The sequence below is a fragment of the Streptomyces sp. R-74717 genome, from assembly GCF_047305335.1.
Lineage (GTDB): Bacteria > Actinomycetota > Actinomycetes > Streptomycetales > Streptomycetaceae > Streptomyces > Streptomyces atratus.
In genome coordinates this window covers 7,386,483-7,406,457 of record NZ_CP102361.1, presented here as the reverse complement: position 1 = coordinate 7,406,457, position 19,975 = coordinate 7,386,483, and the positions used below count along the sequence as shown (strand labels likewise).

Genomic DNA, 19,975 nt, shown 5'->3' with positions numbered 1-19,975 from the left:
CATCCGGGCGGGTTCAGCCGGAGAGCACGTCCAGGGCACGGTCCACATCGGCCTCCGTGTTGTACAGGTGGAAGGTCGCGCGCAGACTTCCCGCCCGGTTCGAGACCATCACCCCGGCCCGCACCAACTCCGGCTCCCGCCCGCCGAGTCCGGGCACGGCCACGATCGCCGACTCCCCCGCCACCACCTCGTGCCCCAGCCCGGCCAGCCCGGCCCGCATGCGGGCGGCGAGCCCGGTGGCGTGGGCGTGGACGGCGTCGATGCCGACCTCGCCCAGCAGCGCGAGGGAGTGCTCGGCGCCGTGGTACGAGAGGAAGGCCGGCGGTTCGTCGTAGCGCCGGGCGGTCGAGGAGAGCCGCCCGACCGGGCCGTACGTACTGTTCCCGGGGTCGTCGGAGGCGACCCACGCGGCGAAGACGGTCGGCAGGGTGCGCTGCGCCTCCTCGGTGACGGTGAGGAACGACGCTCCCCGCGGGCAGAGCAGGAATTTGAAGCCGCCGGTGACGGTGTAGTCGTACGCCCCGGCGTCCAGCGGCAGCCAGCCGGCCGACTGGCTGGCGTCGAGCAGCGTCCGGGCGCCGTGGGCGGCGGCCGCCGCACGTACCGCGTCCAGATCGGCGATCCGGCCGTCGGCGGACTGCACGGAGGAGAAGGCGACGAGATCGGTGCCGGGCCGTACCGCGTCGGCCAGCCCGTCCAGCGGGACGTAGCGCATCTTGAGATCGCCACGGACCGCGAACGGGCTGACGACGGAGCTGAACTCCCCTTCGGGCGCCAGGACTTCGGCCCCCGGCGGCAGCGAGGCCGCGATCAGCCCGACGTGCACGGAGACCGAGCTGCCGGTGGCGACCCGGTCGGCGTCGACACCGGCGAGGCGGGCGAAGCCGGCCCGGGCCGCGTCCACCGCCTCGAAGTCGCCGGAGCCGGCCCTGCGGCCCGTGGCGATCGCCTCGGCGAGCGCCCTCACCGCGTCCACCGTGCGCCGGGGCAGCAGCCCACAGGTGGAGGTGTTGAGGTAGGTCGTCTCCGGCGCGAACTCGTCGTCCACCGCACGGCTGAGCGAAGTAGTCTCCATGAGCCCAGCCTGAAGCCCCCTTGACTCATCGTCAATTACAAAGAGTTAAGGGGCACACCCAAGCAGTGCTTACGCATGCAGCTGACAACGTGTCGGTCGACGGCGTCGGACTGCGGGCTCAGGCGTTGCTGCCGGTCTGCGGGACCTCGCAGGCACCGTCGGCGTCGCACGCCGCGGCGTCCCCGCCGATCGCGGTCAGCGGCCGGTCCTTCCACGCCTGTTCGAGCGCCTGGGCGAAGACCTCGGCGGGCTGGCCGCCGGAGATCCCGTACCGACGGTCGAGCACGAAGAACGGCACCGCGTTGGCCCCGAGCTCGGACGCCTCGCGCTCATCGGCCCGCACCTCGGCGGCGTACGCCTCCGGGTCGGCGAGAACGGCACGCGCCTCGTCGGCGTCGAGCCCGGCCTCGACGGCCAGCTCGACCAGCACGTCACCGTCGAAGACGGAACGCTCCTCGGCGAAGTTCGCCCGGTAGGCGAGGCCCAGCAGCTCGTCCTGGCGTCCGCGGGCCTTGGCCAGGTGGAGCAGCCGGTGGATGTCGAAGGTGTTGCCGTGGTCGCGGCCCTCGGTGAGGTAGCCGAGCCCCTCGGCCTGCGCGTTGGCCGCGACGTTCGCCTCCATGGCCTTCGCCTCTTCGCGGGTGCGCCCGTACTTCTGCGCCAGCATGTCGATCACCTGCACGGTGTCGCCCTTGGCATGCGTGGGGTCGAGCTCGAAGGACCGGTGCACGACCTCGACCTCGTCGCGGTGGACGAACCCCGCCAGGCCCTTCTCGAAGCGGGCCTTTCCTATGTAGCACCAGGGGCAGGCGATGTCGCTCCAGATCTCGACGCGCATGTCTCTTCTTCTCTCCGTGTTCTCGTCCGTACAGCTCAGGCGGCGCGGAGCCACCCTCCGCTCCCGTGGACAACGTGCGAGCGGACTCCCTCATTCCCCGGCCCGCCCCGTACGTCTCCCCGGTCCGGACGGTCACAGCACGGCCCGGTCCATCGGGCACGGCAGCGGCTGCAGCGCACCGGCGTCGCGCAGCCGCAGATGGGCCCGCAGTACGTCCTGCACGTTGCCTCGCGGAGCGATGTCGAGGAGAACGCCTCCGACACGGAGCTCCTTGTGCCCCGCCGTCATGCCCTCCGGCAGCAGGGCCGCGCGTGCCGGGGAGAGATAGCCGATCCAGCCGACGCTGGGCTCACCGACAACGAAACCCGCATCGTCCTCCAAGGCGTCGAGCACGTCGTCGTCGGTGACATCGCCGAAGTCGGGCTCCCACGCCTCGGCGAGAACAGCAAGGAGATTCCCGTCGGGGATCTCGGCATTGTCCGGCGATCCGATACCGATCACCATCGACTGGAGGAGGAACTCCGAGGTACCACCCCCGTTCCCGCTGACCTCGATCTTCCAGTCCGGCTCGCCCGCGAGGACGAGTCGCAGCCCGAACCCGACACGGTCCGACCAGCCGTCGGCTTCCCGGGCCGCGCGCAGAGCGGCGAGGAGGGAGTCCTCGTCCGGCAGGAGATCAGTGGCGGGCCCGGACGAATGGATCTGCCGCCACGTCCACACGGCTCCCGAGCCACCCGCCGGAAGGATCTCGGCAAGCTGGTCCAGGGTGAACTTCCATCGCCGGGTCAGCGCCTCGGCCGACTCTTCCCGGGGCCCCCAGAAGCCCCGCACCACACGTCGCATGTCCTGCCTCCCCCGCCCGAAGCCCGAACCCGCCCCGGGCCGGATCAGACCGTGGCCGCCGCGACCGGCGCCGCGGTCAGCCTGCTGAAAGAGGCACGGTACGCGCTCGGGGTGAGGCCGAGGCGACGCTGGATGTGCCGGCCGCCTCGTCGAGGGACAGCAACTGAGCTGCCGGGAGCGGCGAGAACAGCCCGACGAGCGCACGCCGCAGAACACGGCCTCGGCTAATACGCAGTGGTGAGTTCCCAGAACCGGAAGACAGTCGATGTGTCCAGGCAATTCTGAAGGCCCCGGACGTTCTCGTGGGCGACTGCGTACTGCTTGCCCTGCCAGAGCGGCAGGAGCGGCAGCTCGCGCGCCACGATGTCCTGCAGCTCGATGAATTTCTGCCGGGTGCTCGCGCGGTCGGTCATGGACGAGGTCTGCGGGATGATCCGGTCGGTTATCTCGCTGTTCTTGTAATTGTTCGACAGGACGTTGCCCTTGCCGAAGAACGGCTGGGTGAAGTTGTCGGGGTCGGGATAGTCCGGCACCCAGCCCTTGACGTAGACGCCGTACACGCCGTCGGCGATGTCCTTCTCGTACTGGTCGAACGGGACGGTTTCCATCCTGGCGTCGAAGAGTCCGCTCTTGTTCAGCTGATCCGCGATGGTCTGCAGTTCGTCGTCGGTAGCGGGTCCGTAACGGCTCGGGGTGGACCAGAGGGTGAGTTTCACCTTGTCGGTGATACCGGAGTCCCTCAGGGCATCCTTCGCCTTCTGCGGCTGCGGGCCGTCGCCGTACGTGTCGAAGAAGGAGGTGCCGTGGCCGGTGATGCCGACCGGGACGATCGAGTAGAGCGGCGTCGCCGTGGACTGGTAGACCTCGCTCAACAGGGAGTTGCGGTCGAGGAGATAGGCGATGGCCTTGCGCACGCCGATCTTGCCGACCACGGGGTCGGCCATGTTGAAGACCATGTGCTGGACCTCGGCGCTGCTGCCCTGGACTACGTCGATGCCGTCCTTCCCCGCGGTGGGCGAGGTATCCAGGGCGGCTATCGCCTTGGCGGTGAGGCCACGGTACGCGATGTCGACCTCGCCCTTCTCCAGGGAGGATTGGAGGGCCTGCTGGTCGCCCTGGAAGAGTCTCAGCGTCACGCCGGAGTTCTTCACCTCGGCGGTTCCGTGGTAGCCGGAGTAGACCGAGAAGACGGCCTTCGACTTGCTGATGGAGTCCAGCATGTAGGGACCGGAGCCAACCGTTTTGCTGCCCTTGAGCAGCCTGTCCTTGGGATAGACGTGACGGTCCACGATGGATCCGGCACCCGATGCGATCTTGCTGGGAAATATCGCATCGGGCACCTTGAGGTGGAAGACGACGGTCTTCTCGCTCGGGGTGCTGATCGACGAGATGGTGGAGAGCAGCGGCGCCGGGCCCGCCGGGTCGTTGATCCCGATCGCCCGGTCGAAGGAGTATTTGACGTCCGCCGATGTGAGGCTGTTGCCGTTGCTGAACTTCAGCCCGCCGCGCAGGGTGCAGGTGTAGGTCTTGCTGCCGTCCGAGAAATGACACTCCTCGGCGGCCTCCGGCACAGGGGTGGAACTCCCGGGCGGGAAGCTCAGCAAGGACTGGAAGACGTTGTTGAACAGCAGCCAGGACCCCGGGTCGTACCCCGCGGCCGGATCCGTCGCAAGGATGCCGTCGGACATTCCGACGACCATTCTCCCCTTGTCCTCGTCGAAGGGCCAGATCTCACCCTGGGAGCCGCAACCCGTCAGCAGCACCCCTGCCAATCCCCCGGCGATGAGAGCGCTCGACCACCTCGTACGAACCTTCACAGAACGTGCCTCATACTCTCGGCCGGCTCCATGGGGGTGTCCCCGGACAACCGGATCGGGTCAGGAAGTACTGCGAACGCCGCGACCGTCCAGCACTGTCAGCCCGGCCGGGCGCGGTGGTGCGGACCGACAGTCTGCCTGGACTCGGCTTTCACCGGGAATTCCACGCATGGTGACTGACTGTCAGAACATCAGCAGGTGAACGACAGGGGCATGTCATAGTCGGCCACGTGGTGCCGTTGGGCAATCTAGTAGTACACCGCACTGCGCGGTGGCACATCGTGCGCCAAAAATCGCCCCCGGAGAGCCGGTGCTGTTGGCCCGGTATGCCTGGTATCAGATCATGGTGTTCGAGCCGGCCGACGCGGTCCTGACCCCCGCCCGGCCGACCGGCGAACAGGCCCCGGAGGGGGCAGGACACGGGCCGCATGGCGCCACCGTGGGCCGCCCTCCTGAAAGCCGTGGCCACCCAAAGGCTCCAGACCGCCATCACGTCCATCACTGCACCATCGAGGCCGAAAATCGTCGGATCAACCACGGAACACGCAAGCTCCTGACGTCCATCGGCAGGAGGCCGTGGGCACCTTTCCCGGTAGGCCGAGGTGCGGGTGCACTCACTCGCTGCCCGGGGCCCGTTGGTTGTCGGGGCGGGGTGCGCAATCACTGGCAGGTGTCGCCCGATGCCCGACGCCCGTTCGCGTCGCGGAGACCTCTGCCCATACCGTCTTGCCGGACGGCGGGTACGGATGTACGCCCCAGTCCGCCGCAAGGGCATCGACGATGATCAGCCCCCGGCCTCCTTCAACGGCTTCCCGGGACGCGGCGGGGAGGCGTTCGCCGCACGGGTCCGTGACCTCGATCCTCAGCCGTCCGCTCGGGAGGGGAGCAAGACCGAGACGGAACCCCCGCCCGTCCAGCCGCCCGTGCATGACCGCGTTCGCCGCCAGTTCGGCGACGACCAGCGCGGCCGCGTCGATGCGCTCGCCGTCACGCGGCCATCCCCATGCCACCAGTTGCTCCACGGCGAGCAGGCGAGCCAGGCGGGCACCTCGGCGGGTGGCACTGAACAGCTGCGTGAACTGCGCTGCGGAATTTGCCGGTTGCGGGATTTCTGTCTCTACGGATTCGCTCGTCACACCACTCAGCGTGGCCAAGTGACCGTACGCTGACCAGCAACGACAGCGGTACGTAGCGTGCGCGTACCGGTACGTACGGCGACCGGTACCGGTTGTCCGCCGTGTCGTGACGGCGCACGCGGTCGGCCCATGGAACGAAAGCGGGCAGCAATGGAGCTGGACGGTGCGATCGGTGGCGACGACGACTCGGAGGAGGCCGCGGACCTGTTCCGGGTGATCGGCCGCCAGGTCCGGCTGCTGCGTGAGCGGGCCGGCCTCACCCAGCGGGAGTTGGGCGACCGGCTCGGGTACAGCGAGGACCTGATCCGGTCGCTGGAGCGGGGGCGCAGGACACCGCAGCCGGACTTCCTGGACGCGGCGGACGACCTGTTGGGGGCGGGCGGGCTGCTGCGGGCGGCGAAGGAGGACCTGGCGCGGGCGAAGGCGCGGGCCCGGGTGAGGCATCCGGCGTGGTTCCGGAACTATGCAAAGTTGGAGGCGGATGCCGTCGAGCTCTCCTACTACAGCAACCACACGGTACCCGGCCTGTTCCAGACCGAGGCTCATGCTCGCGCCCTGTATGCCATGCGCAAACCGCTGCTGGACGACGAGTTGATCGAGCAACGTGTGGCGGCACGCCTGGCACGACAGGCTGTGTTGACGAACCGACCGACTCCGATGGTGAACTGCGTGATCGAGGAGGCCGTCCTGCGACGCCCGATCGGTGAATGGGACGTTCACAAGGAACAGCTCGGCGAGCTGATCAGGCTCGGCAAACTGCGCAACGTCGAGCTCCAGGTCATGCCGTTGGACCACCCTGAACACGCTGGCCTGGGAGGCCCGTTCATCCTCCTCACTCCGACGCGCAAGCCCCAGGTCGGCTACCTTGAGGTGCAGAACATCAGCCGGTTGATCACCGACCCGGAAGAGGTCCGTATCCTGGCTTCGCGGTATGGATGCATCCGGTCTCAGGCACTCACACCACGCAAGTCCTCGGCTCTGATCGAAAGGTTGCTGAAAGACCAATGAAGCCCGACGTCCGCGTTCAGAGCCCGGCAGACAACTCGTGGTTCAAGAGCAGCTACAGCTCCAACGAGGGCGGCGAGTGCGTTGAGGTGTCCATCACCGAACAGGCGATCCTCGTCCGCGACTCCAAGGACACCGCCCTCCCCCACCTCACTCTCGGCCGCACCGGCTGGACGCACTTCGTGCGGTACGCGGGCGGGGCCTGAGCCGACGCAACGCGGGCCCGAAGACGAACATCCTCGCCCTCCGGGCCGGAGGGCGAGGATGTAGGTGACGGCGAAGGCGTCCGAGCGCTCAGCTGCCGTCGCGCAGGTCGTCCAACCCCGTCGCACGGAACGCGATCCGGTCGAACGTCGCCTCGCAGCCCTCGCCCGTCGGGGACTGGACGAGGAAGCCGACCGATGCCTCGGCCGCCTGCTCGGGCTCGCCGAGGGCGAAGACGCGGACGAAGGTCCACTTCTCGCCGTCGGGCGAGGCGTGGAAGGCGAACGCGTTGCCCGTGCGGCTGAGGCGGAGCCAGCAGCTGTCACCGTCCACGACGAAGGAGTTGACGTCGTCGGAGTGGCCGCGGGTGACGACCGTGCAGACGGTGGGGTGGTCCGGGGAGAGCTCCAGGCAGATCTTGGCCCACTCCCGTTCCCCGACGTGGAGGTAGAGCACTCCGGCATCGAAGGCCGCGGCGAAGCCGACCTTCACCCGGGCGAGCAGCTGGAAGTCGCCCCGGGGTGCGGGGCCGAGGAGGCGGGGTGCGTCGCTCACGGAGTCGAGGGCTTCGCCGCCCGGCGGCACGAAGCGGTCCTGGCGGGCACCCGCCCGGCCGGTCAGTACGCCGTTCTCGTACGTCCAGTCGGCCTCGGGGCCGAACGGGTGTAGTTCAAAGGGGAGTTCGGGAAGGTGCGGGGTCATGCGCGGCGGCCGTTCACTCGGCGGGGCAGGCTCAGGGGGTTGTCGTCGCGGAGCTCCGGCGGGAGCAGGGCCTCGGGGGTCGTCTGGTAGGTGATGGGGCGCAGCCAGCGTTCGATCGCGGTGGCGCCGACCGAGGTGGAGGTGGAGGTGGTGGCCGGGTAGGGGCCGCCGTGGTGCTGGGCGGGGGCGACGGCTACGCCGGTCGGCCAGCCGTTGACGAGGACCCGGCCGGCCAGCGGGGTGAGAGCCGCGAGGAGTCCGGGGGCGTCGGCGTCGGCGCCGTCCGTGGCCGTCTGGAGGGTGGCGGTGAGGTTGCCGGGGAGCCGGGAGAGGACGGCGGTGATCTCGTCCTCGGAGGCGTACCGGGCGACGACGGTGACGGGGCCGAAGCACTCCTCCAGGAGCGCGTCGTGCGGGCCCTCGGCGGTGAGGAGGTGCGCCGGTACGGTCAGGAAGCCGGCCGCGACGGTGTGGTCGCCGCCCGCGCCGGGGGTGACCGGGGCCTCCACGTCGGGGAGTTCGGCCCGCTCGCGTACGCCTGCGAGGAAGGCGTCGCGCATCCGGTGGTCGAGCAGGACCCCGGCCTCGGTGTCACTGACCGTCTCGGTCAGGGACTTCAGCAGCCGGTCGCCGGTCTCGCCGGCCGGGGCCAGGACGAAACCGGGCTTGGTGCAGAACTGGCCCGCGCCCATGGTCATCGAGCCCCCGAGCCCGGCGCCGATCTGCTCGCCGCGCTCGGCGGCGGCCGCCTCGGTGACGACGACGGGGTTGAGGGAGCCCAGCTCGCCGTGGAAGGGGATGGGGGCGGGGCGGGCCGCCGCCGCGTCGAACAGGGCGCGGCCGCCGCGTACCGAGCCGGTGAAGCCGGCGGCGGCGACGAGCGGGTGCTTGATCAGCTCGATGCCCGCCTCGAAGCCGTGGACCAGGATCAGTACGTCCTCGGGCAGTCCGACCTGCGCCGCGGCCCGGCGCAGTACGGAGGCGCACAGCTCGGAGGTGGCGGGGTGGTCGGGGTGGGCCTTGACGACGACCGGGCAGCCGGCCGCCAGTGCGCTCGCGGTGTCGCCGCCGGGGACGGAGAAGGCGAGCGGGAAGTTGCTGGCCGCGTACACGGCGACGACCCCGAGCGGGATCTTGTAGCGGCGCAGGTCGGGCCAGGGCGGGGTCCTGGTGGCGTCCTCGTGGTCGATGTGGATGTCGAGGAAGGCGCCCTCGTCGACGACCTCCGCGAAGGCCCGCAACTGGGCCGCGGTGCGGGCGAGTTCGCCGGTGAGCCGGGCCGGGCCGAGTGCGGTCTCGGCGTCGGCGGCCTCGATGACGTGCTCCCCGGCCTCGGTGAGCAGATCGGCCGCGGTACGCAGGAACGCGGCGCGGACCGTGCGGTCGGCGAGCGAGTCGCGTACCGCATGGGCGGCCCGGACCGCGCGGTCGACCTCCTCCGCTGTAGCCTCCACCGCAACCTGCTCACGCGGGTTCCCGGTGCGGGGGTCGACGCTCCAGACTGGTGCTGCTGCCACCGTGATTCCTTCCGCTCCACTGCTACACATCAGAAGTTGTTCGGTATTCTGAACAGAGTTCCCGATCGTGAATATGAAGCGACTCTATTTCCGGGGCGTTCAGTGTGGCAAGGAGTCGCAGGGTTTCGTAAGTGGGCTGGAAGGGGCGTAGGGCGATGTCGGTTGCCGAGTCTGGTGGGGCACAGGTCAAGTCCGCGGTGCGGACCGTGGAACTCCTCGAGTACTTCGCCGGGCGGCCCGGCATGCACTCGCTCGCCGCGGTGCAGGAGGCCGTCGGCTATCCCAAGTCCAGCCTCTACATGCTGCTGCGCACCCTGGTGGAGCTGGGCTGGGTGGAGACCGACGCGACGGGCACACGGTACGGGATCGGCGTACGGGCCCTGCTGGTCGGCACCTCGTACATCGACGGTGACGAGGTCGTCGCGGCCGCCCGCCCGACCCTGGACCGGCTCTCCGACGACACGACGGAGACCATCCACCTGGCCCGCCTCGACGGGACGAACGTGGTGTACCTCGCCACCCGGCAGTCCCAGCACTATCTGCGCCCCTTCACCCGAGTCGGCCGCCGCCTGCCCGCCCACTCCACCTCGCTCGGCAAGGCGCTGCTCGCCACCCACAGCGACGAGCAGGTCCGCAAGATGCTCCCCGAGACGCTGCCCGCGCTGACCGAGCACACCATCACCGACCGCGAGAAGCTCATCGAGGAGCTGCACCTCATCCGCGAGCAGGGGTACGCGGTGGACCGCGAGGAGAACACCCTCGGGCTGCGCTGCTTCGGCGTCGCCATCCCGTACCGCACCCCCGCGCGCGACGCCATCAGCTGCTCGGTGCCGGTCGCCCGGCTCACGCCCGCGCACGAGCAGATGGTGAAGGACGCACTGTTCGACGCGCGGGACCGGCTGACGCTGGCCACCCGGAGGCTCTGATCATGCGGGTTGCCCTGCGCAAGGTGCGCAACAGCGATCTGTCGTTGTTCTTCGCGTTCATGTCCGACCCGGAATCGGTCAGGACGGCCGCCTTCACCAGCGAGGATCCCACCGACCGGCATGCGTTCGACGCCCACTGGCGACGGATCCTGGCCGACGGCTCCGTCGTGATGCGGACGGTGGTCGTGGACGGCGTGGTGGTCGGCAACGCCGGGGCGTACGGGCCGCCGGACGACCGTCAGGTCACCTACTGGATCGACAGGGCGCACTGGGGCCGCGGGCTCGCGACGGCCGCGCTGCGCGCGCTGCTAGACGTCGTACCGGAGCGCCCGCTGCGCGCACGGGCCGCGGCCGGCAACACCGGTTCGCGCCGGGTGCTGGAGAAGTGCGGGTTCGCCGTCACCGGCAAGGACCACGGGTTCTCGCACGCCCTCGGCGAGGACACCGACGAGCTGCTCTTCACCCTGCCGGGATGACCGGACGGTGATCCGTCTCCGCCGTGCGGCGGAGACGGATCGTCGCGGGGCAGGACGTGCCGACGCGGGCCGCACGGAAGCGTGGGGGTCATGACACAGGCACCGCTCGCTCCGTCCGCCGCCACACGGCGGCCGGGCACCCGCATCGCGCTCCGTGCCCTCGCGATCGCCTCCACCCTGCCGTACATCGCGCTCAAGGCCGCCTGGATCTTCGGCAGTCGCATCGGCATCCCGGACGGCAGCCCGCTGCTCGACCACCGCACCACGATGATCGTCGCCAACGGCATCACGGTCCTTATGGACAGCGCCGTCGTGGTCATCGCCCTGCTGCTCACCCAGGCATGGGGACGGCGGGTGCCCACCTGGCTGCTCGTCCTGCCCATGTGGGTGGCGTCCGGGCTGCTGCTGCCGATCATGACCGGGTACCCGTTACAGCTGGTGGTCGGCCTGGTCGGCGGCGATGTCCACGGCTCCGGGGGCAGCGAGCGCCCCTTCCTCGACGAGTGGGTCTTCGGCGTCGTCTACACCGGCTTCATCGTCCAGGGCCTCACACTCGGCACCCTCTTCGCGCTGTACGCCGGGGACCGCTGGGGCCATCTCTGGCAGGGCACGCTGAGGGATCTGCCGGAGAGCCCCACCGGGCCCGCCCTGCGGATCGCCGCGACCGCCGCCTCGCTGCTCGCACTCGTACCTGGCACCCTGCATCTGCTCTGGGCCACCGGCTCGACCGCGGGGCTCAACAAGAGCCGGATCGCGGAACGGAACGACGGCTTCTACGTCCTGGAAGCGGTCGACGTCCTCTTCGCCGCCGCCGCCGTCGCCGGAGTGCTGCTGCTCGCCTTCCGGCGGCGCTCCGCGCTCCCCCTCACCGTGCCGCTCGCCCTGGCCTGGGGCGGCTCCGGGGCCATGGCCTGTTGGGGCGGCTGGCTGAGCATCGCCTCACTGACCGAGGCCCGGACCATCGCCGAACAGCCCACCGCCGCGATGATGCTGATCTACGCTGTGAAGATGCTGGTCGGAACGCTGGTGGTCACCCTCGGCACGTACTTCTTCGCGGAACGCGCGGCGGCCCCGGCCGCCCGCCCGGCCGGCTCCCCCACGTGACGCTGCTGTTCGGGCGGCGTGCCCGGCTGCGCTGGCTGCATCTGATCATCGGTGGCGCGCTGCTGATGCCGTACTTCCTGGTCGGGCTGGTGGTCGTCGGCTCCTACCGTCCCGGCGTGAACCTCTTCTCCGCCCCCTCCAACCAGTTGACCGCGTTCGCGTACGCCCTGCCCCTGGTCGCGATCACCGCACTCTTCGCGCCGGCCCGGCCGCTCTCGGTGGCCACGGCCCGTGCGCTGTGCGGCATCCCCCGCGACCGGCCGCTCGCCGACGGGCCCGCAAGGACATGGCAGGCCCGCGTCCGCACCGCGGGCTGGTACACCCTGCATCTGGCACTCGGCGGCGTCATCAGCGGCATGACGCTGGCGCTGACACCGTTCGCGGTGGGTGTGACGGTGCTGCCGTTCTTCGAGACCGTACGGGACTCCCGGGCGCTCGACCTGCCCCAGGCGCTGGACCGGCCGTGGATCCTGGCCCTGGCACCGTTCGCCGGGCTCGCGATGCTGGTCGCTCTGGCCGGCTGTGCGGCGGCGGCCGGGGCGCTGCTGGCCCACCGGGCGCCGGTGCTGCTCGGCCCGACCCCCGACGACCGGCTGGCCGCCGCCGAACGCCGGGCAGCCGATCTGGCGGTGCGCAACCGGCTCGCCCGGGAGCTGCACGACTCGGTCGGCCATGCACTGAGCGCGGTGACGCTGCAGGCCGGTGCAGCCCGCCGAGTCCTGGACAGCGACCCGGAGTTCGTCCGCGAGGCGCTGGTCGCCATCGAGGAGACGACGCGGCGCACGGTCGGTGAACTCGACTCCGTGCTCGGCCTGTTGCGGCAGAGTGACGACGGGAAGAGCGGTCCGCCCGGACCGGCACTCGACGCCCTGGACGGGCTGCTGGCGCGCTGCGGGGTCCTCGTGTCGTATGTCACCGAGGGCGATCCGCGTACGGTTCCTCCCGCGGTGTCGCGGGAGGCGTACCGGATCGTGCAGGAGGGGCTGAGCAATGTGCTGCGGCACGGCGGGCACGGTGCGCAGGTGAAGCTGCGGATCGCGGTGCACGGGGAGGAGCTGGAGATCGCCATGGACAATCCGCTGCCCGAGCGACCGCCGGTGGTACGGCCCGGCGGCGGCCGCGGGCTGCGCGGCATCGCCGAACGGGCCGTACTGCTGGGCGGCCGCACGGAGGCCGGACCGCACGACGAGGACGGCGTGTGGCGGCTGTCCGCCCTGCTCCCCCTGCGTACCCCCGGGCAGGAGAACCGATGAGCGCGACGGTCCGGGTGGTCCTCGCCGACGACGAGCGCATGGTGCGTACGGCGCTGCGCGTCATCCTGGACGCCGAACCCGATCTGGAGGTCGTCGGCGAAGCGGCGACCGGCGCCGAGGCCGTCTCCGTGGTGCGCGAGCTACGGCCCGATGTGGTGCTGATGGACGTACGGATGCCGGAGATCGACGGCATCCGCGCCACCGAGCGGATCCTCGGCACCCTCGACGATCCGCCGCGGATCGTCGTCGTCACCACCTTCGAGAACGACTCCTATGTGTACGACGCGCTCGTCGCCGGAGCGGCGGGCTTTCTGCTGAAGCGCGCGGCGGCCGAGGACCTCGTACAGGCGGTGCGGCTGGTCGCGCGCAGCGACTCGCTGCTGTTCCCGTCGGCGATACGGACACTCGCCGCCGAGTACGCGAGCCGGCAGGCGTCCTTCCCGCCGCCGTGGGTGGCCCGGCTCACCGACCGGGAGGCGGAGGTACTGCGGCTGATGGCGGCGGGGCTGACCAATGCGGAGATCGCCGGGCGGTTGCGGGTGGGGGCGTCGACGGTGAAGACGCACGTGGCGGCGGTGCTCGCGAAGACCGGCGTGCGGGACCGCACCCAGGCGGTGATCGCAGCGTACGAGTCGGGGTTCATCGCCCCCGGCCGATCATGAGGAATCGGTGAGAAGCGGCACAATCGGGAACGCCGCGCGGCGCCCCGCTCGTCCCTCCCGTGGGATGAACAAAACGATCAGGCACACCTCGGTCTTCTGCCTGCTACTGGTCCTCGCCCTGCTGGTGCGGGCGACCTGGGTGCAGGCGTACCAGGCACAGGCGCTCGCAGACAACGAACACAACCGGCGGAACACCATCGCGCAGTACGCGCAGCCGCTCGGCGACATCATCGTGGCCGGGAACCCGGTCACCGGATCGAAGAGGACGGTGGGCAGCGACCTCGCGTACAAGCGCACCTATACGCAGGGCGAGCTCTACTCGGCCGTCACCGGCTACAGCTCGCAGGCGTACGGCGCCACGCAACTCGAAGGGATCTACAGCCATGTGCTGGACGGCACCGACGACCGGCTGAAGAGCCCGATGGACGTGGTGACGGGCAAGCAGGCGGCCCCCGGCAACGTCCTGACGACGATCGACCCGGACGTGCAGAAGGCGGCGTACGAGGCGCTCGGCGACGACAAGGGCGCCGCGGTCGCGATCGACCCGAAGACCGGGCGGATCCTGGGCGTGGTCTCCACCCCTTCGTACGACCCGTCGAAGATCAGCGGGACGGCGGACGGCGATGCCTGGAAGAAGCTGCTCGACGACAAGGACAAGCCGATGGTCAACCGTGCGCTGCGGCAGCCGCTGGCACCCGGCTCGACGTTCAAGCTGGTGGTGGCGGCTGCGGCGCTGGAGAACGGACTGTACGGCTCCGTCGACGAGCCCACGAACAGCCCCAATCCGTACACCCTGCCCGACACCAGCACCGTCCTGAAGAACGAGAACGCCTCGGCCCCCTGCGAGAACGCCACGCTGCGCACCGCGCTCCAGTACTCCTGCAACAACGTCTTCGCGAAGGTCGCCGCCGATCTCGGCCAGGACAAGGTCAGGGCGATGGCGGAGAAGTTCGGCTTCAACAGCGAGAAGCTCGACGTGCCGGTACGGGCCTCCGAGAGCGTCTACCCCTCCGGCATGGACAAGCCGCAGACGGCGCTCACGGGCATCGGCCAGTTCGAGGTCACCGCGACACCGCTCCAGATCGCCATGGTCTCGGCCGCCCTCGCCAACGGCGGCGAACTGGCCGCGCCGCACATGGTGTCCGAGGTGACGGACTCCAAGGGCAACACGCTGCAGGACTTCTCGGACGGGGACACCAAGCGGGTCGTATCGCAGTCCACCGCCGAGCAGCTGCGCAGCGCGATGGTGACCGTCGTCGAAGAGGGCACTGGCACCAACGCCCGGATCGCCGGAGCCGAAGTGGGCGGCAAGACGGGTACCGCGCAGAACGGCGTGGGCAACAGCAACACCCCGTACGCCTGGTTCACCTCGTACGCGAAGGACAACTCCAGCGGCAAGGAGGTCGCGGTGGCAGTGGTCGTCGAGGACTCGGGCGCGGCCCGCGCGGAGGTCGGCGGCAACAGTCTGGCGGCGCCGATCGCCCAGAAGATGATGAAGGCAGCGCTCAAGGGGTGAGAGGGGCAGGCGCGGAGGCCGGGCTCCGGCTGTCGGAATCCGGCCGATGACCTCCGCCGCCCGGCCCCTGCGCGCCCGACGGATTCGCCGAGATCGGCCCGCCGCGCAGCTGCTTCACGCCGAGCAGCTGCGCGGTGACGATCGCGTGCTTGATCGCCTCCAGCACGTACTGTCCAACGCTTCTGACAGAAGAACTTCACGGACATCCGGCATGCGCCGTACACCCGGTGCAGTGGCAACGGGTGCGGCCGAGCAGGAGTAGGGCATCCGCCCGATGCCGTCGGACGTCCTTACTCACCAGCCTGACCACGTGACGAGCGTGCGGATCAGGAGGGCTGCGGTGGGTGCGATGGCAAGGTCGGCAACGGTACGGGTGCTGCGGGACCGTACGGCGGGGCTGTTTCTTACGGCGGTCGTCGTCTCGGGCTTCGGGACGTCCGCGATGTGGCTCGCGGCCGGGGTCTGGGTCAAGTCGCTCACCGGGTCGGACAGTCTGGCGGCGCTCGCCGTGTTCGCCATGTGGCTGCCGGTGCTGGTCGGGCCCGCGCTCGGGGTGATCGCCGACCGGCTCCCCAGAAAGCCGCTCCTCGTCTGGTCGAATCTCGTCATGGCGGGGCTGCTGGCCTCGCTGCTCGTGGTCGATTCGGCGGGGCGGATCTGGATCCTCTTCACCGTGCTCGTCCTGTACGGAACGAGTTTCGTACTGATGGACGCGGCTGAGTCGGCGCTGGTCGCCGCGGCCGTCGACGCCCGGTTGCTGGGTGACTTCAACGGGCTGCGGACGATGGCGGGCGAGGGGATGAAGCTGCTGGCGCCGCTGACCGGCGCCGGGCTGTACGCCCGGTACGGGGGCGGTGCGGTGGCATTGTTGGACGCGGTGTCGTTCGCGCTGGCGGCCGGGGTCTACGCGCTGCTGCCGGTACGGGAGCCGGCCACGGCCCCTCCGTCCGGCCGGAGGGGCGAATTCGCCGCGGGCATGCGACAGGTGTGGGGGTCACCGGTGCTGCGGCCGCTCGTGCTGGCGGGCTCGGTGGCGATGCTGTGCGCGGGGCTCAACGGGGCCGCGATCTATGCCGTCGTCGATGACGGTCTCGGGCACTCCCCCGCGTACGCGGGTGTGCTGTACGCGGTGCAGGGCGCCGGGTCCGTCACTGCCGGGCTGCTGGCCGGGCCGTTGCTGCGGCGGCTGCCGGAGCGGGTGTTCACGGCGGCCGGGATCGCGCTGTTCGCGGTGGCGGTGGGGGTACGGGCACTGCCGTACGACGCGGTGGCGCTGGTGGCGAGCGCGGCCATCGGGGTCGGGCTGCCGTGTGTACTGATCGCCGCGATGACGGCGGTGCAGCGGGAGACTCCGGACGCCGTGCTGGGCCGTACCGCCGCGACCGCCAACACGCTGATGATGGTGCCGAACGCGGTGGCGCTGGCGCTCGGTGCGGGACTGGTCGCGCTGGTGGACATCCGGGTGCTGCTGCCGGTGGTCGCTGCCGCGGCGCTGCTGACGGCGGCCCTGCTGGTCACGGGCCGGCGGATGGGGTCTCCCCTGCTCGAACGGAGTTGAGAGCTTGGGGACCCCCACCGGCCCGCTTCCTTCATCGACCGAGGCGTGACAGTGCTCGGGCGACGGTCCTGAGGTCCGGGTCGGAGGCCAACCCGGCGTGGTACAGGCGCAGTTGGTTCGCGCCGCGCGATGCCGCATGCGCGGCGTCGCGCTCCAGCGTGGTGGGGCTGCCGCCCATCCCCGTGACCACGGTGAAGTTGGCCGCGAGCACGCCCTCGCGCCCGGCGAACGGGCCGAGTACGGCCTCGCGCGCCGCGTCGCCGCCGGTGCAGGGCAGCACCACACCGTCCGCCACGGACAGGATGTGCTCCGGGTCGACACCGACGTTGGCACCACAGCGGTACGGCGCGGGGTCGGCGTGCAGCAGCACCTGGAAGCCCGGCTCCGCCGCCGCCCGTACGGCGGCGACCGCGGACTCCTGGAGCGTACGGGCGACCCGGACGCGCCACTGGAGGGTGGCGGCGGCGAGGTCGGCGCCGAGGAGCTTCTCGATGCCCGCCCACCCGGCCTCCGGGGAGCCGGAACCGGACCAGGCCGGTTTCAGCGCCCGGCGTACGGTCGCGGCCAACTCATCGGCGTCCAGGCCGTGTTCCGCGTATCCGGTCCGGCAGTCGGGGCAGAAGCAGAGCGACATCAGATACTGCGCCGCGTCCCCGAGGCCGACGCCCGCGATCTTGTCGTGGGCGTGCAGATGCGCGAAGCCGTACCAGCCGCAGGACTCCAGCTCGGTGCCGCGCGCACCGCCTCGTACCGCCGCCTCCGCCGCCAGAGCGACCAGATACTCGCCCACCGCGGGCCGTGCGATGCACGGCGCCCAGGGGTAGCGGTCGCCGTACGCGTTGACCACGGAGGTGTCCGGGTGCTCGGCGCCCAGCCGGGAGTTGTGCGCGAGGACCACCCAGGTGTGCACCTCAAGACCGGCGTCGGTGAGGGCCTGTGCGGCCTCGGCGTACGGATCGTCCGAGGCCACCCAGGACTGCTCGTACGGACGCAGCTCACGCCCCGCCCACCGGGCGGCTTCCGGCGGGTAGAGCACCGCGGCATGCTCGGCCGTGACGATGCGGCGGCCGGGGTGGCGCGGGGTCAGCGCCCGGGTGGAGTGATAGGCGGCGGCGAGCGTCACCTGCTGGACTCCCAGGTCGGCGACGCGGGCGGCCGCGTCCGGGTCGCCGACGACATCCCACGGGTAGAGGAAGGCGGAGGTCTTCACCCGCGCTGCTCCTGCCCGTACTTCTCCAGCAGGGCTCGGCCGCGCGCGATGATCTCGGTGAGCTCCTCGATGTGGGCGGCGGGCGGCTCGGTGAGCGGGGTGCGGACCTCGCCCACGTCCAGGCCGCCCAGCCGGACGGCTGCCTTGACGAGCGAGACCGCGTAGCCGCGGCCCTTGGCACGCAATTCGACGAGCGGCCGGTAGAAATGGTCGAGGAGCGCGCCCGCGAGATCGTCGTCGCCGGAGTCCAGCGCCCGGTAGAAGGCGAGCGCGATGTCGGGTGCGAAGGCGAAGACGGCGGAGGAATAGAGGGTGACACCGATGCCCCGGTAGGCGAGGCCGGTGAGTTCGGCGGTGGGCAGCCCGTTGAAGTAGAGGAAGTCCTGGCCGGGCAGTTCGGTGCGGACGGCGCTGACGATGCGCTGCATCAGGTCGAGGTCGCCGTAGCCGTCCTTGAGGCCGATGATGCCGGGCGCCTGGGCCAGTGCGACGACGGTCTCCGGGGTGAAGACGGCATTGTCGCGCTGGTAGACGATCGTCTCCAGACCGGTGGCCGCGGCGAGCGCCGTGTAGTGGCTCAACAGCCCTGCCTGGTCGGCGAAGACGAGATACGGAGGCATGGCAAGGAGTCCGTCCGCGCCCGCGTCCTCGGCGAGCTGCGCGTACTGGATCGCGAGCGCCGTGCCGTATCCGGCCCCCGCGACGACGGGCACCTCTCCGGCGGTCTCCTCGACGGCCGCGGCGACGACGAGGCGGAACTCCTCCGGCGTCAGGGCATGGAACTCGCCGGTGCCGCAGCAGGCGAAGACGGCCGCCGCACCGGCGTCGATGCCGGTCCGTACATGTGCGCGGAAGGCGTCGATGTCGATCGCGCCGTCCGGTCCGTACGCGGTGACGGGGAAGAAGAGCGGCCCGGCGACACGGGTGAGTCGGGCGGCAAGAGGGGCTGAGGTCACGGGCGCTCCCTGAGCAGGTTCAGGCGTGCACAATTCTGATCGGTGTCCATATTCATGAACGCCCTCACGCTAAGGCAGCGGCCCGGCACAGGTCAAGGCGGGAACGCGCAGCCCGCCCGACAACCAAGACGGAGATACCGACTCCGCGGGAGACTCCGTGGGAGAGGTGTCCGACACTTGACGCAGTGCGTCATGACTTCTTAGCTTGTCCATGCATATGAATTCTGTCCATGGATTTGACGTCCCACGGGTACATGTCGCAGGTGCCGCAGGGGCCGTGCATGCACGCGCGCGTGCACCTATGTACCGAGGAGATCCGCGTATGCCCGCTCCCCGCACCGTCCTGCTCACCGGCGCCGCCGGCGGCCTCGGCACCCTCATGCGCGGACTTCTGCCCGCGTACGGCTACGAACTCCGCCTCTTCGACGTCGCCCCGGTCGAGGGCGAGCCGGACGCGATCACGGCCGACCTCGGTGACAAGGAGGCGCTGCGCGAGGCCGTACGGGGTGTCGACGCGATCATCCACCTCGCGGGCATCTCCCTGGAAGCCTCGTTCGACAAGATCCTGAAGGCGAACATCGAGGGGACGTACAACCTCTACGAGGCCGCGCGCGAAGAGGGCGTCGGGCGCATCGTGTTCGCCTCCTCCAACCATGTCGTCGGCTACACCCCCCGCCCGCTCCCCGGCGACCCGCCGATCCCCATCGACGCCCCGCGCCGCCCCGACACCTTCTACGGCCTGTCCAAGTCCTTCGGCGAGGACCTCGCCCAGCTGTACTGGGACCGGCACGGCATGGAGACCGTCTCCGTACGCATCGGCTCCTGCTTCCCGGAACCGACATCCGTACGGATGCTCTCGGTCTGGATGAGCCCCGACGACGGCGCCCGGCTCTTCCACGCCGCACTCACCGCCGAGGACGTGCGGCACACCGTCGTCCACGGCTCGTCCGACAACACCCGGCTGTGGTGGGACCTGACGACGGCCCGCTCGCTCGGATACGAGCCGAGGGACGACTCGGAGCCGTACGCGGCCGAGCTCATCGCCGAACAGGGTGAGCTGGACCCGGACAATCCCGACCACGCCCACCTCGGCGGCCACTTCTGCACCAACCCGCCGATCTGGCCGCACTAGCCGGTCCGGCCGCGCCAGGAGTGCGCCAAGGCTGGTGAAGGTAAG

At 70.4% G+C, this 19,975-nt stretch carries 20 protein-coding genes; 10 read left to right on the top strand and 10 right to left on the bottom strand.

Annotated elements, in window-relative coordinates; translation table 11 throughout:
- Positions 1 to 13: 13 nt before the first annotated feature.
- From NRF20_RS33935 to NRF20_RS33915, 5 genes are all read right to left on the bottom strand, one after another.
- Positions 14 to 1,075, bottom strand: coding sequence for an aminotransferase class V-fold PLP-dependent enzyme (locus NRF20_RS33935; RefSeq protein ID WP_413753854.1), 1,062 nt, complete (start codon positions 1,073 to 1,075; stop codon positions 14 to 16).
- 118 nt (positions 1,076 to 1,193) lie between these two features.
- Entirely contained in the window at positions 1,194 to 1,913 is a 720-nt protein-coding gene (locus tag NRF20_RS33930) for a DsbA family oxidoreductase (protein WP_413753853.1), read from the bottom strand.
- A gap of 132 nt (positions 1,914 to 2,045) precedes the next feature.
- Complete coding sequence (locus NRF20_RS33925; protein WP_413753852.1) at positions 2,046 to 2,756, bottom strand: Imm52 family immunity protein; 711 nt, start codon at positions 2,754 to 2,756, stop codon at positions 2,046 to 2,048.
- A gap of 224 nt (positions 2,757 to 2,980) precedes the next feature.
- Entirely contained in the window at positions 2,981 to 4,573 is a 1,593-nt protein-coding gene (locus NRF20_RS33920) for an ABC transporter substrate-binding protein (RefSeq protein WP_398632264.1), read from the bottom strand.
- Between the two features lie 614 nt (positions 4,574 to 5,187).
- A complete protein-coding gene (locus tag NRF20_RS33915; RefSeq protein WP_398632263.1) occupies positions 5,188 to 5,709 on the bottom strand; it encodes an ATP-binding protein in 522 nt (173 codons plus the stop codon).
- Positions 5,710 to 5,838: 129 nt separating this feature from the next.
- Here NRF20_RS33915 and NRF20_RS33910 point away from each other — a divergent pair, with 129 nt between their 5' ends.
- The gene (locus NRF20_RS33910) at positions 5,839 to 6,717 is read left to right on the top strand and encodes a helix-turn-helix domain-containing protein (RefSeq protein ID WP_398632262.1); all 879 of its coding nucleotides are present in this window, start codon (positions 5,839 to 5,841) and stop codon (positions 6,715 to 6,717) included.
- The gene (locus tag NRF20_RS33905) at positions 6,714 to 6,920 is read left to right on the top strand and encodes a DUF397 domain-containing protein (RefSeq protein WP_398632261.1); all 207 of its coding nucleotides are present in this window, start codon (positions 6,714 to 6,716) and stop codon (positions 6,918 to 6,920) included. The genes NRF20_RS33910 and NRF20_RS33905 overlap by 4 nt, the downstream gene beginning before the upstream one ends.
- Before the next feature lie 88 nt (positions 6,921 to 7,008).
- On the opposite strand, the gene NRF20_RS33900 is transcribed toward NRF20_RS33905, so the two are convergent.
- Positions 7,009 to 7,620 carry a DUF1349 domain-containing protein gene (locus NRF20_RS33900; RefSeq protein ID WP_398632260.1) on the bottom strand — a complete coding sequence of 204 codons (612 nt, stop codon included), beginning with the start codon at positions 7,618 to 7,620 and terminating at the stop codon, positions 7,009 to 7,011.
- Complete coding sequence (locus NRF20_RS33895) at positions 7,617 to 9,137, bottom strand: aldehyde dehydrogenase (NADP(+)) (RefSeq protein WP_398632259.1); 1,521 nt, start codon at positions 9,135 to 9,137, stop codon at positions 7,617 to 7,619. Before NRF20_RS33895 ends, NRF20_RS33900 begins: the two co-directional genes overlap by 4 nt.
- Before the next feature lie 155 nt (positions 9,138 to 9,292).
- On the opposite strand from NRF20_RS33895, the gene NRF20_RS33890 reads away from it, so the two are divergent.
- From NRF20_RS33890 to NRF20_RS33865, 6 genes are all read left to right on the top strand, one after another.
- Positions 9,293 to 10,063, top strand: coding sequence for an IclR family transcriptional regulator (locus NRF20_RS33890; protein ID WP_093893967.1), 771 nt, complete (start codon positions 9,293 to 9,295; stop codon positions 10,061 to 10,063).
- A 2-nt stretch (positions 10,064 to 10,065) separates the two neighbouring features.
- Positions 10,066 to 10,539: a GNAT family N-acetyltransferase gene (locus NRF20_RS33885; RefSeq protein WP_398632258.1), complete on the top strand. Its 474-nt coding sequence runs from the start codon at positions 10,066 to 10,068 to the stop codon at positions 10,537 to 10,539.
- 90 nt (positions 10,540 to 10,629) lie between these two features.
- Entirely contained in the window at positions 10,630 to 11,643 is a 1,014-nt protein-coding gene (locus NRF20_RS33880; RefSeq protein ID WP_413753851.1) for a hypothetical protein, read from the top strand.
- Positions 11,640 to 12,896 carry a sensor histidine kinase gene (locus tag NRF20_RS33875; protein ID WP_398632256.1) on the top strand — a complete coding sequence of 419 codons (1,257 nt, stop codon included), beginning with the start codon at positions 11,640 to 11,642 and terminating at the stop codon, positions 12,894 to 12,896. The genes NRF20_RS33880 and NRF20_RS33875 overlap by 4 nt, the downstream gene beginning before the upstream one ends.
- Positions 12,893 to 13,558, top strand: coding sequence for a response regulator transcription factor (locus NRF20_RS33870; RefSeq protein WP_266362339.1), 666 nt, complete (start codon positions 12,893 to 12,895; stop codon positions 13,556 to 13,558). The genes NRF20_RS33875 and NRF20_RS33870 overlap by 4 nt, the downstream gene beginning before the upstream one ends.
- Positions 13,559 to 13,622: 64 nt before the next feature.
- Positions 13,623 to 15,074, top strand: coding sequence for a peptidoglycan D,D-transpeptidase FtsI family protein (locus NRF20_RS33865; protein WP_413753850.1), 1,452 nt, complete (start codon positions 13,623 to 13,625; stop codon positions 15,072 to 15,074).
- Here NRF20_RS33865 and NRF20_RS33860 read toward each other — a convergent pair.
- Positions 15,064 to 15,240: a hypothetical protein gene (locus tag NRF20_RS33860; protein WP_413753849.1), complete on the bottom strand. Its 177-nt coding sequence runs from the start codon at positions 15,238 to 15,240 to the stop codon at positions 15,064 to 15,066. The two genes, NRF20_RS33865 and NRF20_RS33860, sit on opposite strands and share 11 nt — an antisense overlap.
- Positions 15,241 to 15,423: 183 nt before the next feature.
- Between NRF20_RS33860 and NRF20_RS33855 the strand changes: the two genes are divergently transcribed.
- Positions 15,424 to 16,632, top strand: a complete 1,209-nt coding sequence (locus NRF20_RS33855; protein ID WP_413753848.1) for an MFS transporter — start codon at positions 15,424 to 15,426, stop codon at positions 16,630 to 16,632.
- Between the two features lie 31 nt (positions 16,633 to 16,663).
- Here NRF20_RS33855 and NRF20_RS33850 read toward each other — a convergent pair whose 3' ends face one another.
- Together NRF20_RS33850 and NRF20_RS33845 are read right to left on the bottom strand one after the other, a co-directional pair.
- Positions 16,664 to 17,842 carry a hypothetical protein gene (locus tag NRF20_RS33850; RefSeq protein WP_398632251.1) on the bottom strand — a complete coding sequence of 393 codons (1,179 nt, stop codon included), beginning with the start codon at positions 17,840 to 17,842 and terminating at the stop codon, positions 16,664 to 16,666.
- On the bottom strand, positions 17,839 to 18,798 hold the full coding sequence (locus NRF20_RS33845) for a 5-dehydro-4-deoxyglucarate dehydratase (protein WP_398632250.1): 960 nt from the start codon (positions 18,796 to 18,798) through the stop codon (positions 17,839 to 17,841). The genes NRF20_RS33850 and NRF20_RS33845 overlap by 4 nt, the downstream gene beginning before the upstream one ends.
- Positions 18,799 to 19,120: 322 nt before the next feature.
- On the opposite strand from NRF20_RS33845, the gene NRF20_RS33840 reads away from it, so the two are divergent.
- Positions 19,121 to 19,930: an NAD-dependent epimerase/dehydratase family protein gene (locus NRF20_RS33840; RefSeq protein ID WP_398632249.1), complete on the top strand. Its 810-nt coding sequence runs from the start codon at positions 19,121 to 19,123 to the stop codon at positions 19,928 to 19,930.
- Positions 19,931 to 19,975: the final 45 nt, after the last annotated feature.